General features: G+C 70.4%; 11 protein-coding genes. 4 read left to right on the forward strand and 7 right to left on the reverse strand.

Annotated elements, in window-relative coordinates; translation table 11 throughout:
• Nucleotides 1–254, reverse strand: a 254-nt coding sequence (locus E6G06_00970) for a hypothetical protein (protein TML93674.1), incomplete at its 3' end; no start/stop codon positions are given.
• Nucleotides 255–304: 50 nt separating this feature from the next.
• Here E6G06_00970 and E6G06_00975 point away from each other — a divergent pair.
• Nucleotides 305–1,774, forward strand: coding sequence for an adenylate/guanylate cyclase domain-containing protein (locus E6G06_00975; protein ID TML93675.1), 1,470 nt, complete (start codon nucleotides 305–307; stop codon nucleotides 1,772–1,774).
• A gap of 22 nt (nucleotides 1,775–1,796) precedes the next feature.
• On the opposite strand, the gene E6G06_00980 is transcribed toward E6G06_00975, so the two are convergent.
• Nucleotides 1,797–2,918, reverse strand: a complete 1,122-nt coding sequence (locus E6G06_00980; GenBank protein TML93676.1) for an FAD-binding oxidoreductase — start codon at nucleotides 2,916–2,918, stop codon at nucleotides 1,797–1,799.
• A gap of 56 nt (nucleotides 2,919–2,974) precedes the next feature.
• Here E6G06_00980 and E6G06_00985 point away from each other — a divergent pair, with 56 nt between their 5' ends.
• Together E6G06_00985 and E6G06_00990 are read left to right on the forward strand one after the other, a co-directional pair.
• The gene (locus E6G06_00985; GenBank protein ID TML93677.1) at nucleotides 2,975–4,678 is read left to right on the forward strand and encodes a D-aminoacylase; all 1,704 of its coding nucleotides are present in this window, start codon (nucleotides 2,975–2,977) and stop codon (nucleotides 4,676–4,678) included.
• A 60-nt stretch (nucleotides 4,679–4,738) separates the two neighbouring features.
• Complete coding sequence (locus E6G06_00990; protein TML93678.1) at nucleotides 4,739–5,695, forward strand: polymer-forming cytoskeletal protein; 957 nt, start codon at nucleotides 4,739–4,741, stop codon at nucleotides 5,693–5,695.
• Here E6G06_00990 and E6G06_00995 read toward each other — a convergent pair.
• Nucleotides 5,658–6,554 carry an SMP-30/gluconolactonase/LRE family protein gene (locus E6G06_00995; protein ID TML93679.1) on the reverse strand — a complete coding sequence of 299 codons (897 nt, stop codon included), beginning with the start codon at nucleotides 6,552–6,554 and terminating at the stop codon, nucleotides 5,658–5,660. The two genes, E6G06_00990 and E6G06_00995, sit on opposite strands and share 38 nt — an antisense overlap.
• Nucleotides 6,555–6,575: 21 nt before the next feature.
• Between E6G06_00995 and E6G06_01000 the strand changes: the two genes are divergently transcribed.
• Nucleotides 6,576–6,755, forward strand: a complete 180-nt coding sequence (locus E6G06_01000; protein TML93680.1) for a hypothetical protein — start codon at nucleotides 6,576–6,578, stop codon at nucleotides 6,753–6,755.
• A gap of 21 nt (nucleotides 6,756–6,776) precedes the next feature.
• On the opposite strand, the gene E6G06_01005 is transcribed toward E6G06_01000, so the two are convergent.
• From E6G06_01005 to E6G06_01020, 4 genes are all read right to left on the reverse strand, one after another.
• The gene (locus E6G06_01005; protein ID TML93681.1) at nucleotides 6,777–9,200 is read right to left on the reverse strand and encodes a [protein-PII] uridylyltransferase; all 2,424 of its coding nucleotides are present in this window, start codon (nucleotides 9,198–9,200) and stop codon (nucleotides 6,777–6,779) included.
• The gene (locus E6G06_01010; protein ID TML93682.1) at nucleotides 9,134–9,475 is read right to left on the reverse strand and encodes a P-II family nitrogen regulator; all 342 of its coding nucleotides are present in this window, start codon (nucleotides 9,473–9,475) and stop codon (nucleotides 9,134–9,136) included. Before E6G06_01010 ends, E6G06_01005 begins: the two co-directional genes overlap by 67 nt.
• Nucleotides 9,476–9,577: 102 nt before the next feature.
• Nucleotides 9,578–11,155 carry an ammonium transporter gene (locus E6G06_01015; GenBank protein TML93683.1) on the reverse strand — a complete coding sequence of 526 codons (1,578 nt, stop codon included), beginning with the start codon at nucleotides 11,153–11,155 and terminating at the stop codon, nucleotides 9,578–9,580.
• Nucleotides 11,156–11,568: 413 nt separating this feature from the next.
• A complete protein-coding gene (locus E6G06_01020) occupies nucleotides 11,569–13,884 on the reverse strand; it encodes a hypothetical protein (GenBank protein TML93684.1) in 2,316 nt (771 codons plus the stop codon).
• Nucleotides 13,885–14,122: the final 238 nt, after the last annotated feature.

Below are 14,122 nucleotides of genomic sequence, written 5' to 3' on the forward strand. Positions count from 1 at the left end.
ACCCGCCGGCACGTGTCCTTCAGGCCGGCCACACCGTCGTTCCGCGCCACGTCCACCAGCTCGGCTCCGGCGTCCGCGTCGGACCCGGCGGCCGACGCGATCTCGTTCGCCTGCACCGGCGACAGCTCGCCCGCCCGCATCGCCGCGTCCACCGCCGGCAGCTCACCCAAACGCGCCGCGGTCTCGAGCGTCGCCATCGCGGCGCCCACCGACGAGCCCGCCCGGCGCCAGCCAGTGGGCGGCGGAGCGCTCACCCGCGCCCCGCCAGAGGTTGGAGGCGGCCACCCGCCGCGCCGCCAGCGCCTTGCCCGCGGCACCCAGCTTCTCGATGGTGGCGAAGGTGTCGACCAGACCCGCCGCCGCCTCGGCAGGCAGCGTCTCGGGCTCGAGGGCAGCCACGAACTCGCGCAACTCCGCTTCCATCTCCTGCAGACGCATGAGAACTCCAACGTCCGGGGCTACAGCTCACGGGGAAGCGAACGTGTGTTCGACGGTAGCAGACCCCAGCGACAATGACAACGAGCGACAAGCGATTCCTTCGAGATTTCTCGACGAAGTCGCGATCGCGCTCTCGGCGTATTGTCGAGGCGTGGCCCGGCTCAGCGCCAGCGAACGGGCGAAACTTCCCGACAGCGCATTCGCCTACGTCGACTCGCGTGGCAAGCGCATGCTGCCCATTCACGACGAGGCGCACGTCAGGAACGCGCTCGCCCGGTTCGACCAGGTGAAGTTCGAGGATGACGCGGCGCGGGAGCGCTCGCGGAAACGGCTGCTGAACGCGGCCAAGAAGTACAGCATCGTGCCCGTCGGCTTCGTCACCGGCCAGCTGCGGTCAGAGCGCACGCATGCGGCCGCAGGTCGCCTCGTGATCGAGTTGGGCCGCATCGGCGCTCCCGCCGACTTGGAGCAACACCTGCGAAACGTCCTCAGGGACCCGACGCTCGCCGTACTGCACTGGTCGGAGACGGCCGGGACGTACCTGAACGGCGCGGGTAAGCCGACCCCGCTCCCCGCCGATCAAGAGCAGCGGGCGATGACCTTTCTCGAGCGCAACGGACGGCCGATGACGCTGCTGCTGCACAACGCGGCCGTCCTCGACGATCCGGACCTGGCCAGCACGGTGCAGGCCGCGGTGCGCTTCGTCATCGAGAAGGAACGCCTCGACGGTGAGGTGCGGGGCCGCGCCGCGGATGCCGCGACGCTGCCCGTCGGCTTCGTCACGATCATGCTGACCGACATCGAGGGCTCCACTGCGTTGCTGAGGCAGTTGGGCGACCGCTACGCGGACCTGCTCGACGGGGTCAGAGACATCATTCGCGACGCGGTGCTGCGCGCCGGCGGCCGAGAGGTCGAGGTCCGCGCCGACGAGTTCTTCGCGGTCTTCGAACGCGGCCCCGCGGCGATCGAAGCAGCAGTGACGATCCAGCGCGCGCTGAGCACGCGAACGTGGACCGACGAGCTGCAGGTGCGTGTCCGCATCGGGATCCACAGCGGCCTCATCACCCTCACCGACGGCGGGTACATCGGGATGTCGGTGCACACCGCCGCCCGTCTCTGCTCGGCGGGTCACGGTGGCCAGATCGTCTTGTCCGACGAGACCCGTGCCGCGGTCGAGGAAGCCGCCGAGGAATCAGTGTCGGCGGACGTGCGCTTCCGCAGCCTCGGTCGACATCGTCTGGCCGGGCTGCCCCATGACCAGCTGCTCTTCCAGGTGGAGGCGGACGGGCTCCTCACCGACTTCCCGTCGCTGCGGAAAGGGACCGGCCCCGATTAGCAATTTGCCCAGTGGCGCGAGCTCATGACGGCGCGAACCGGCTGACGGCGAAGGGCGCGAGCAGTGCAGGCGGTGCGCCGTTGACCACCCACTCCGCGAGCAGCTCACCCACGACCGGAGCGATCGCCCACCCGTGGCCGCTCCACCCGGTCGCGACGAACGCGTTTGAGACGCCCGGGAGCCGGTCGACGATGGGGACCATGTCGGGTGACACGGACTCGGCGCGGTCCGCGACCGTCATCGACAGCTCGGCACCGGCGAGGCAGGGGAAGGCGGACACCGCGTCGGCGAGGTTGGCCGCAACCTGTGCCGCGTCCACGACCCCTCGCTGACTCCTGTCGTCCCACGTCCCCACGCGACCGCCGGTGATCATGAGCCGCTGATCGGGCAGCGCCTTGATCGCCAATGGGCGGTGCGCGTGCCCGATGAGATGGTGAACGGGTGGGGCGTCGATCTGTTCGGTGACGAGAACCTGAGGGAACACCGAGAAGGTCGGCAGACGCACGCCGAGCGGGGCGAGGAGATCGGCGGTCGCGGTGTTGCACGCGATGATGACGGCACGGCCCACGAGCACCTCGTGGGCGCGGGTCTGCACCGCGACGACCGCGCCGCCGCTCGCCCGCAGCCCTGTCACCTTCGTGTGCTCGAGCAGCTCCGCACCCACACGTCGCGCCGCGCCGGCGACGGCCAGCGTCGTGGCTGTGTGGTCGGCGACTCCGTCCATCGGGCAGTACGTGGCGGCGACGATGGCACCGGAGACCTCCGGCTCGAGGCGCCTCAGCGCCGACGAGTCGAGCAGCTCGGTCGGGATCCCGTGCCGTCGCTGCAGCTCGACCCGCTTCATCGCGCTCGTCAGGTCCTCCTCACGTTCGATGAGCTCCAGCTGACCCAGACGCCGATAGCCGGTCGATCCGCCGATGCGGCCGGCGAACTCGTCCCACCGCTCGTAGGCAAGCGGGAGCAGCGGCAGCTCGCGTGGATCGCGCCCGTTGGCGCGCACGCCTCGCTCACCCGGGCCGCCGGACGCACCGCTCGCGACGGTGGCCGCTTCGAGCACGAGCACCTCTCGGTTGCCTTGCGCGAGGTGCCACGCCGCGGTCGCACCGTGAACACCGGCACCGACAACCACGTAGTCCGCCCGCATTCGCACCAAGGAAGCTAGTCGCGGCGCCCTCCCCGCACCGGCGCGAGACTGAGTTCATGGCGCCCTACGACCTCATCATCCGCGGTGGCACGGTCGTCGACGGAACCGGCGCACCTTCCCGCACGGCCGACGTCGCGGTCGCGGGTGGACGCGTCGTCGAGGTCGGCGAGGTCGACGCCGCCTCCGACGGTGGCGCATGCATCGTCGACGCCGACGGTGCGCTCGTCATGCCGGGCTTCGTCGACATCCACACCCACTACGACGGCCTGGCCACGTGGGACGAACAGCTCCTCCCCTCGGCGTGGCACGGGGTCACCACCGTGGTCATGGGCAACTGCGGGGTGGGGTTCGCGCCGTGCCGGCCCGGCGACCGGCAGCGTCTCATCGAGCTGATGGAGGGCGTCGAGGACATCCCCGGCACCGCGCTCCACGAGGGCCTGCCCTGGAGCTGGGAGAGCTTCCCCCAATACCTCGACCACCTCGGCGGCCGGCAGTACGACATCGACCTCGCCGCGCAAGTGCCGCACGGCGCCGTCCGGCTCTACGTGATGGGCGAACGCGGCGCCGAACGCGAGGCAGCAAGCACCGAGGAGATCACGGAGATGGGACGCGTCGTGCGCGACGCGGTCGCCGCCGGCGCGTTGGGCTTCACCACCTCGCGCACAATGAACCACCGGACCAGCCGCGGCGAGCCGACGCCGACGCTCACCGCCGCCGAGGAGGAGCTCGTCGGCATCGCCACCGGAATGGCGCGAGCGGGTGGTGTCCTCGAGGTCGTCTCCGACTTCCGTGACATCGACGTCGAGTTCGCGGTGATGCGGCACATGGTCGAGTCGTCCGGCCGCCCGCTCACGATCTCGGTCGCGGCCGAGGACCACCGCGCCCACTGGGGCTCGTTGCGCGACCACATCGCCGCGGCCGCCGAAGACGGCCTGCCGATCAAGGGACAGGTCGCGTCGCGCGCCATCGGACTGCTACTCGGCCTCCAGGCGACGCTGAACCCGTTCGGCGGGCTGCCGGCCTACCGCGAGATCGCGGCACGCCCGCTCGCCGAGCGAGTCCGCGCCATGGGCGACCCCGCGTTCCGTGCCCGCATCCTTGCCGAGCTCGGCGAGCGCGGTGGCGGACTCATCGGGCGCTTCGATCGCATGTTCCAGCTCGGCGATCCGCCCGATTACGAACCCGAGCCGTCGACGAGCGTCGCGGCGCGCGCGGCGCGGGAAGGCCGCGATCCCGCCGACCTCGCGTACGACCTCCTGCTCGGCGACGACGGCCGCGAGTTCCTCTACTTCCCGCTGTTCAACTGGATCGACGGTTCGCTCGACGCCGTGGGTCGGATGCTGCGCGACGAGCACCTCCTGCCCGGGCTCGCCGACGGTGGCGCCCATGTCGGGACGATCTGCGACGCCAGCTTCCCGACTACCCTCCTCACCCACTGGGCACGCGATCGCGACGACGGCCTGCCCGTCGAGTGGGTCGTGCGCCGACAGTGCCGCGACACCGCGCTCGCCGTCGGGTTGCACGATCGGGGCGTGCTCGCTCGCGGGTACAAGGCCGACGTGGTCGTCGTCGACTTCGACCATCTCCGCTTGCGACCGCCCGTGATGGCATTCGACCTCCCCGCGGGCGGGAAGCGCCTGCTGCAGCAGGCCGAGGGCTACCTGCACACCTTCGTGAGCGGTGTCGAGACCTACACGGACGGCGAGGCGACGGGCGCCCGTCCCGGGCGTCTGGTGCGAGGTCCGCAGCCACAGGGGTAGCGCGGCGCGGTGAAGCGCGACGAGGATGAGGTCGACGCCCAACCCCCGAGGAGGGCTCTCATGCGCTCGGTCGTCTCACGCAATCACCTCGTTGCCTCACGTCTCGCCGCTCTGGCGGCCCTCGTCACCCTGGCCGTCTTCGCTACGCCCGACCCCGCGTTCGCACGGAGCACCCAGGACGGCCGCAAGAACCGGGTCGTGGTCACCGGCGGCGTCGACGTGCGCCTCGGCGAACGCACCGGCAGCGTTGTCGTCTTCGACGGCCCCGTGGTGATCGGCGGCGACGTGAAGGGCTCGGTGGTCGCCTTCAACGGCAGCATTCGTGTGACGGGCAGAGTCACCGACAACGTCGTGGCCGTGAAGGGCCGAGCCGTCATCGCAGAGGGCGCCGATGTCGGTGGCGACGTGATGTCGTCCCGTCGGCCGGTCGTCGCGCCGGGCGCCACCGTGAAGGGCGCCGTCCGCAGGGAGAACTTCGCCAACTACTTCCGCGCCCTGGGCTGGTTCCTGTGGTTCGCGTGGTGGCTGGCCGTGAGCGTCTCGGTCTTCGCGCTCGGCCTGCTGCTCTTCGCGCTGGCGCCGCAGGTGGCCCCCGCCGCTGTCGACGTCGCCCGCAGTCGTGCGGGGACGGCCGTCGCTTGGGGGCTCGCGATGGCCGTCGGCCTCCCGATCGTGTCGGTCCTGCTGCTGCTCACGCTCGTCGGCATCCCGCTCGGCCTCATCGGTCTGCTCTCGCTCGCCATTCTCTACGGCCTGGGCTACGCCCTGGCCGCCCTCGTCCTCGGACGCGCGTTGATCAAGGAGCCGCGCCGCGCCGTGCTCGCGTTCTGCGCGGGACTGCTCATCCTGCGCGTGATCGACCTCGTCCCGGTGATCGGCAACCTCGTCACCTTCGCCGCCACGGTGTTCGGCCTGGGCGCCCTGACCGTCGCGGGGTGGCGGGCGGCGCGTGGCTCACCTGCGACGGCACCCGAGCACCTCAGCGCAGGCGGAACCGCGCCTCAGGTCGCCCCCTGACGCCGAGTTCGTCGAATGCGAGCAGCCAGCCGGCTTCGGGCGCCGGCGCGATCCCTTCACCGAGGTCGAGAGCGATCGACGTCATGAACAGCCGGTCGAGGTCGGGCCCTCCGAATACGACGTCGCTGGGGTTGGCCATCGGCAGGGCCAGCACCCGGTCGAGACCGGCGTCGGTGTAACGCGCGAGCTTCCCGCTGCGGAGCACACAGCTCCACACCCCGTTGTCGGTGTCCGCCGTCGCGCCATCCGGCGCGCCGTCGAGGACCGCGTGGTCACCGAACACCCGGCGCTCGCCCACGGTCCCTGTCGCACCGTCGTACGGATAGGCGTAGACCGCGCGGGCCTGCGTGTCCGCGAACACGAGCGTCGACTCCCCACCGACGTCGATCACGACCGGACCGTTGGCGTTGCCGAAGTCGTCGTCTATCAGTCGCCATCCGTCGAGCGCGGAGAACCACCACACCGCCCCCGGGCCGGGCGCGATGTTGAGTGTGCCGGTGACGAGATTGCCGGAACCGTCGGCGCCCGCGTCGTTGGCGCGGCCGTGCATTCCCTCGGGGTAGCGCGCGAGCAGCACCGAGGTTCCGGCGTCGGGGTCGACCACGTGCAAGCCGTCGTCGAGGCACGCCACCAGCTCGTGTCCCTCGGTCAGTACCAGACCGGCAGGCATGGTGGGCAGCTTCAGCGTCTGCAGCGGCGGCTCGCCGTGGTCGAGCCAGTGGAGCGTCTGGGCCGCGCAGTCGACGCAGTAGAGCCGCCCGCGGCGGTCGTCCCATCGCAGGCTCTCGCCCCAGGTGAGCGTGAAGTCGCCGATTCGCCGCAACGATCGTCTCCCTTGGCCTCCCGCGGCCAGTGGCATGGTAGGGCTGCACGCTCGCCGGTGCTCCCGGGGGCCCGGGTCGTCGTTGACATCGCCGCCCTGGCTCGACTCGAAGGCCAGGTCGCGATCGACACGCTCGTCCGGCGCTTCCCACGGGTCGCGCTCGCCGGCGACCCCGTGATGAATGGTCGCATCAACCTGCGCGGCGTCGAGCGGGTGCCGCTCGAGCTCTCGTCGTAGCCGTCTCGACCCGATCGGGCGTCAGGAGAGCGCGAGCTGGTGGAGGATCGCGCGCTCGACCTCACGTAGATGGTGGTTGTCGATCACCTTGCCCCCGCCCGAATCGCACACGTAGAACGTGTCGATCACCTCGTCGCCCAACGTCGCCACCTTCGCGCTGCGGATGTCGAGGTCGAGGTCGGCGAGTGCCCGGGTGATGCGATAGAGCACGCCCACGCGGTCGGGGCCACGGACCTCGACGACCGTCGCAGTACCCGAAGCCTGATTGTCGAGTCGCACGGTCGGCGCTCCGACGAGGATCTGGCGTCTCAGCTGACGACGGCGCGCGCCCCGCTGATCGGCGAGGCGCGCGTCGATGGCGAGGTGGCCCGCCAATGCCCGGCGGATGTCGGCCGTCACCAAGTCCCAGTCGGGCGCTTCCGTCTCCGGCTCGACGCGGAACCGCGACGCGGCCATGCCGTCCTCACTCGCCGCCTCCGCCGCGAGCACGGTGAGCCCCCGAAGCGCCAAGGTGCCGGCGATGCGGCTGAAGACACCCGGGCGGTCGGGGCCGACCACCGTGATCGTGGGTGGATCGGAGCGCACGACGGGCCGGCGCGCACTCATGAGGGCGCGCACACCGGCATCAGGGAAACCCCGGCGCTGCACGGCGGTCGCAGGGTCGTCGCCGCGGAGCACGGCCGCGACCCGCTCGACCAGCTCGGCGACGAGCTCCGCCTTCCAGGGCCCCCATGCGGTCGGCCCGGTCGCCTGCGAGTCCGCCTCGGTGAGGGCGGCGAGCAGCTCGAGCCGCTCGAGCGAGCCGACCGTCTGCGCCACCTCCCGGGCCACGTCATCATCGGCGAGGTCGCGGCGCGTGGCGACCTCGACGAGCAGGAGGTGATGACGTACGAGGGCGACGAGCACCTCGACGTCGTCGGTCGCGAAGCCCATGCGCTCGGCGATGCGGCGCACGAGCGTCACGCCCGATCGCAGGTGGTCGCCCGGCTCGCCCTTGCCGATGTCGTGGAGCCACGCCCCGACGAGCAGCAGGTCCGGGCGCGCCACCCGGCTCTTCAACGACGCGGCGTTGGCGGCGGTCTCGCAGAGGTGACGGTCGACCGTGAACCGGTGCAGCGCGTTGCGCTGGGGACGGCTACGGGTCGGAGCCCATTCCGGCAGGACGCGCTCGACGAGCCGCCGCTGATCGAGCGCTTCGAGCACGGGGACGGCGCGGTGGCCGGTGCCGAGCAGGGCGACGAGCGCGCCGCGGGCGTCGTCCGGCCACCGCCCATCGAGCTCGGGAGCGGCGGCGGCCATCCGGTTGAGCGAGGACCGATCGATGGGCACTCCCTCGCGTGCCGCGACGGCAGCCGCGCGCAGCACGAACGACGGGTCGGCTCCGATGTCCAGCTCGGGATCGACGTGCAGTGCACCCTCGCGCAGCTGCAGGCCTCGCCCGAGCGAGTGGTCGCGACGCAGTGCACGTCGCAGCGGTCGCGCAAGTGACGCGCGGACGCGGAGCCACGCCTCGTCGCTGACCCACGCGACCGTGCGTCCCGCGGCGGAGACACGCGCCATCACGGCGTCCGCGTCGGCGAGACCGAGTGAGGCGGCGAGGTCGTCCTGGACCTCCAGCACGAGCTCGTCGGTGGGGCGACGGGTCAATCGGTGCAGCGCGACCCGAGTCTCGAGGAGCACGTCCTCGGCTTCTGTCAGCACCAGCTCGTCGTCGGCGACGAGAGCAGGTCGAGCGCGTTCGGCCCAGACGAGCGTGTGCACGTCGCGCAGGCCCCCTCGTCCCTCCTTGATGTCGGGCTCGAGGAGGAACGCGATCTCGCCGTACGCTTCGTGCCGCAGCGCCTCCCGCCGGTCGAGCTCCGCCAGCCACGCGGCTGCTCGCTTGCGCCATTGCGCCTCCGCCCGATCGGCAAGCCCGGCGCTGACCGTCGGGTCTCCCGCGACATGCCGGACCGACAGCGCCGAGGTCGCGGTATCGAGATCACGCGCCGCCAGCGACAACGCCTGCTTGGGCGTCGACACGCCGTGCCCGAGCTTGAGGCCGGCGTCCCACACGGGATACCAGACGCGGTGCGCGACCTCGGCCACGTCGGGCCGGCCACCGTGGAGGAGCCAGACGTCGAGGTCGCTTCCTGGTGCCAGCTCACCGCGCCCGTAGCCACCGGCGGCGACCAGCGCCAGCCCGTCGGCGCGACCATCGGTGGCTGCGTCGAACAGCGCCGCCAGCCACGCGTCGGTCGCGGCGGCGAGCGCCCGGCACGCGGCGCGCCCACCGACCGACGCGTCGTCGACGACGGTCGTTCGGTGAGCGAGCAGCGCGCCGGGATCGCTGTCCACGTCAGTGCCGGCACAACCGCGTCGTCCGCCGGCCACGACCGTCAAATCGCGCTGTCGCCCTGCTCGCCCGTCCGGATCCGCATCACCCGGTCGAGGTCGACAGCCCAGATCTTGCCGTCACCGATCTTGCCGGTGCGCGCCGCGGTGGCGATGAGCTCGAAGACCTTGTCGCTGTCGGTCGACTCGACGAGCACCTCGAGGCGGACCTTGGGCACGAAGTCGATCGTGTACTCCGATCCGCGGAACGTCTCCGTCTTGCCCCCCTGACGCCCGTAGCCCTGGACCTCGCTGACCGTCAGCCCGAGCATCCCCGCCCCTCGCAGCGCCTCTTTGACTTCGTCGAGCTTGAACGGCTTGATGATGGCCGTGACGAGATGGGCCATGTTTGATCTCTCCTCCTTGATAGGCGTTCTAGGCGGCCGGTTGGGCTGTCGATCGGAGACCGGCTCGCGCAGCCGGTCTCCGATCGTTGCCGGGGCGAGTCATCACACGCTCGAGTCGACGGGCGGCTCGACAGAGACCGGCGTCTTCACTGATTTGGGCAGCGTGACCGGCGACGTGTAGGTCATGCCCTGGCCGAACTCCATGTGGTAAGCGGGCGTGCCGTGCTCGTGGATGTCGAGGCCCTCGACCTCACCGTCCTGTGAGACCCGCAGGCTCCACGAGCCGCGTATGGAACTGATGGCGTACATGATCAGCAGCGAGGCGCCGAGCACGACGATCACGCACGTGGCGCTGCCGATGAGCTGGGCGCGGAGTTGGGCGGTGCCTCCTCCGTAGAACAGTCCCTTCACCACCGTCGACGTGTCGGCACCGTCCGCAGTCGGGATGCCGAACTGCCCGGTGGCGAAGAGCCCGAGGCTGAGCGTGCCCCAGATGCCCGCGAATCCGTGCACCGCGACGGCGCCGATCGGATCGTCGATTCGCCACCACTCGAGCAGGTCGATCGCGAGCGGGACCACGACGCCCGCGACTGCGCCGATGAGGAGCGCACCCGCAGGCGAGACCCAGTAACACGGGCAGGTGATCGCGACGAGGCCACCGAGGAACCCGTTCACCGAGATGCCGAGGTCCCATTTCTTCGACCTCGGGTAGACGAAGATCACCGCCGCCAGGCCGGCCGCGCATGCCGCCAACGTCGTGTTCGCCGCCACCCGGCCGATCCCGGTCCAGTCCATGGCCGACAACGTCGAGCCCGGGTTGAAGCCGTACCAGCCGAACCAGAGGATGACACCGCCGATCGCACCGATCGTGAGGTCGTGGGCAGGGAAGGGACCGCCACCGTCGCGCTTGAACTTGCGCCCGATGCGCGGGCCCAGCGCGATGGCACCGGCCAGGGCGATGAACCCACCGACCGTGTGCACGACGGTCGAGCCCGCGAAGTCGCGGAACACGGTGCCGCCGGTCCAGCCGTGGAACCAGCCCATGGTGTTGCCGAGCCAGCCGCCCGGCCCCCAGACCCAGTGCCCGAAGATGGGATAGATCAGCCCCGACACGCAGGTGCTGTAGATGATGTCGCCCTTGAAGCTCGTCCGACCGACCATCGCACCGGAGGTGATGGTCGAGGCGGTGTCGGCGAACGCGAACTGGAACAGGAAGAAGGCGAGGAACGCCACACCGGTCGACCCGTAGGCCGCCGTCATCCCGTGCAGGAAGAAGAACTGGTGGCCGATGAGGCCGTTCCCCTCCCCGAACTGGAAGGCGAAGCCGATCGCCCAGTAGAGGACACCGCAGAGGCACGTGTCGAACACGCACTCGAGCAGGATGTTCACCGTCTCGCGAGACCTGGCGAAGCCGGCCTCGAGCGCCATGAAGCCCGCCTGCATGAAGAAGACGAGGAACGCGGTGACGAGCACCCACACGGTGTTGATCGGGCTGACGAAGTCGTTCGCCCTGTGGGCCACCTGTGCCACCGGGCTGGCACCGGCCGGAGTCTCGAGGAAGTAGGCAAACCCCTTCATCAGGCCGAGGACCGCCCCGATGCCGAGCATCTTGCCCGCCACGATGACTGCGATCAGACGGCGCGTCTCTCGCTGTCGCAACCTGCCGAGTTTGTTTCGCATGGCCCGGCACCGTACGCCGGCCGAATTTCGTGACGGTTCAGTGCGTGTTTCGGGTTCGTGAACTACCGGCGGGGGTGCGTTTCCCGCTCGGGATCGCCCGACCTCAGCCGCCTGCACCCGGCAGCCGGAACTTCAGGATGGCGCCCGTCGTCGAGGTCAGGGGCAGCGTCGCGACGTACGCCACGCCGTCCACGATGGCGGCCGACGACTCGACCGTGGTGCTCTCGGATTGCCGGAGCGGGGCAGGTCGACGCGCCGCAGCCGCTCGCCGCGAACGCGACCAGCGCGGCAACTCGGCCGCGCCGCAACCCGAGGCCGCGAAGTGTCTTCGCTGAGCTTCGGAGACACGGACATCGGGTCGAAGCCGGTGCGGGGGCAGCGCACGCGAGGATCCGATCCGCCTTCGCCCCTCGTCACGCGCCGGCCGTCACCTCGAAGAGGTCCCATGTCCCCGGGAACGGGGTCGCGCCGGCGGACGTGGCGATGGTGCCCACAGCCAGCCCCGAGCCGGCGTTGGTGAGCCAGGCCGTCGGGATCGACGTGCCGGTGCCCAGGTCGACGCGTGGGCCGGTGATGCCGCCGCTGGTGAGGGCGTAGCTCGGTTGGACGGCTCCCGTCGCGGGGTCGACGGTGAGGTACAGGTCGATGGCGTCGGGGCCGGGGAGGGTCGTGGCGCCCTCGGCGACGAGGGTGGGGGTGCCGCCCACCTCGGCCCCGCATTGGACGCTGCCACCGTCGCGCGCCCCGACCACGAGCTTCAGGTAGTTGTCCTGATCGCCCGTCCCGATGAACACGCCCATCGAGTCGCGGCCCGCGGGCGTGATGCCCGAGAAGGGTGCGTCGAGGCGCGTGTGCACGGTGAACACGCCGGTCGACGCGGGGTCGGCCCGGATACCGAACTGGAAGGCGTACTGCTGGGTGTTGGTGGCGCCCTTGGCGTCGCCCGCGGGGACCTGGTCGACGGTCATCACGCCCGCGGATCCACCTGCGGTCATGTGCGTCGGGTCGAAGAGCGTGCTGTAGTTCGCCTGCCCGTTCGTCATGAGACCGGTCCAACCCAGGTTGAGCAGTCCTCCCGGGCTCGGGCTGCCGCTGTCCCACGTGTAGGAGACGGGGATCGAGGTGGCGCGCCCGTTCTGGGCGTCGATGGCGAAGGGATCGGACGTGTCGGGCAGGCCGTCGTTGTCGTCGTCGGGGTCGTTGCGATCCGAGACGGAGTCGTGGTCCCAGTCGTGGGGGGTGTCGGCAGCCGAGCAGGGGTTGGTGCCGTTGTCGATCTCGTCCGCGTTCTTGTAGCCGTCGTGGTCCTCGTCCAGGGTGGTGGAATACGCGCCGGTGCAGGGCGGCGGCACCAGGCCGCCGTAGTCGTTCGGCTCGAAGACCACGATGGTCCCTGCGGGCCCCGAGACGTTGAAGTCGGCCATCCAGATGGTGCCGGGGAACGGCTCGAGGTCGCCCTGGGCCACGACGTCGAGCGGGTCCACTCCGGCGTTCGCGAAGAGGGACGAGACGGCCACGACGCGGTCGCCGGTGGGATTGAGCCGGACGCGGTACACGGTGCCGGAAAAGTTCGCCACGATGAGGTCACCGGTCATCGCGCCCGCGAAGTTGGACGCGCGGTATTGCGTGAGGCCGTTGGCGGAGGAGGGCAGGGTTGCGATCGAGCCGTTCACGCCCGGCCCGCGTTCGTCGCACTCGATCGGGTTGGCGACGAGGACGGGGGACTGCGGATGGGCGCCGTTGAACGTGTTGGCGCGGTTGCCCCGCGTGGGGTTGGGATGACCCCCGTAGTAGCCGGGTCCGGTGACGAGGTGCAGGGAGTCGTGCTCGGTCACGCCGGGCTCGTTCTCGCCGTTCGTGCACGTGCCCCCCGGGCCCTCGTTGATCGGCACGTCACCCCAGCCGGCGTTGGAGCCGTTGTCGATGGTGTAGAGCTTGCGCGCGGGCGTGAGCAGGAGGTCGTAGGGGTTCCGAAACCCCGGCGCGTAGACCTGCACCGGGCTGTTCGCGACGATGCGGGCCTGGTGCCTGCCGTGGTCGCCACCGAAGGGGCCCTGCAAGTTGGGGTACTTGTCGTCGGCGAGGGTCGGGAGGTCGTAGGTCGTGTTGCCGATGGCGTTGAGGTCGATCTTGAGGATCGCGGCCGAGTAAGCGTACTCGGCCAGGAAGCCGAAGTTGTTGGATTTGGCGCCCATGTTCGTGTTACCGCCCTGGGCGACGTACAGCATGTTCGTCACCGTGTCCAGCGCCACGCCGTTGGCGGCGTGGTTCTCCTCGGAGCGGGGCAGCCCGCGCACCAGGTCGAGGCGCTGCCACTTCCCCGCGCTCTTGGTCAGCTTGGACACCATCGAGGAGTTGGTGTCCAAGCCCGTCTTGATGTTGAACGGACCACCGCCGATGCGCGGGTCGCTCGACGTGACGTAGATGACGGGGCTCGAAGCAGTGCCGGCCACCAGCACGATCCCGATGCGCTCGGTCGCGGTCACCACATAGTCGTTCGGGCCCTTGCGGGACACGGTGTAGGCGGCGAGTCCGCCGTTGTACTGCGCGACGTACAGCCGCCCGTCCGGACCGAACTGCAGCGACGTGGGGTTCTGCGCCTTCGTGCCCGCGAGGGTGCTCTTGCCGAACCCGATGGGGTCGGAGCTGCTCGCCGCGGCCCGCGCACGCGCAAGCGGCCCCCGCGGCCCCAGTCCCGCGACCACCAGCGCGACAACGAGCAAGAGCACAACCGAATCGTGGCGAAACGTGTGCTCGTGTACACCCTGTACCGAGATGCCACCATCCATGGCCCAGCTCCAAGGAACGCCCGCTTCACCCCGCGCGGTCATTCAATGCGCGACGCGTGCACCTGTAAAGGCGCGCGGGCCGAAATCGGTGAAATTGCTGCCACCCACTCGCCATCGCGACGCAGCCGAGCAAAGTGCTCGCGGTAAAGACTACGCACGGGTTCGACCGGCAACGAGT

The organism is Actinomycetota bacterium (assembly GCA_005888325.1).
Lineage (GTDB): Bacteria > Actinomycetota > Acidimicrobiia > Acidimicrobiales > AC-14 > AC-14.

Coding starts and splice junctions, on each gene's coding strand:
- E6G06_00980 (TML93676.1), bottom strand. CDS start 2,918: ATGCGGGCGGACTACGTGGTTGTCGGTGCCGGTGTTCACGGTGCGACC.
- E6G06_00985 (TML93677.1), top strand. CDS start 2,975: ATGGCGCCCTACGACCTCATCATCCGCGGTGGCACGGTCGTCGACGGA.
- E6G06_00990 (TML93678.1), top strand. CDS start 4,739: ATGCGCTCGGTCGTCTCACGCAATCACCTCGTTGCCTCACGTCTCGCC.
- E6G06_00995 (TML93679.1), bottom strand. CDS start 6,554: ATGCCACTGGCCGCGGGAGGCCAAGGGAGACGATCGTTGCGGCGAATC.
- E6G06_01010 (TML93682.1), bottom strand. CDS start 9,475: ATGGCCCATCTCGTCACGGCCATCATCAAGCCGTTCAAGCTCGACGAA.
- E6G06_01015 (TML93683.1), bottom strand. CDS start 11,155: ATGCGAAACAAACTCGGCAGGTTGCGACAGCGAGAGACGCGCCGTCTG.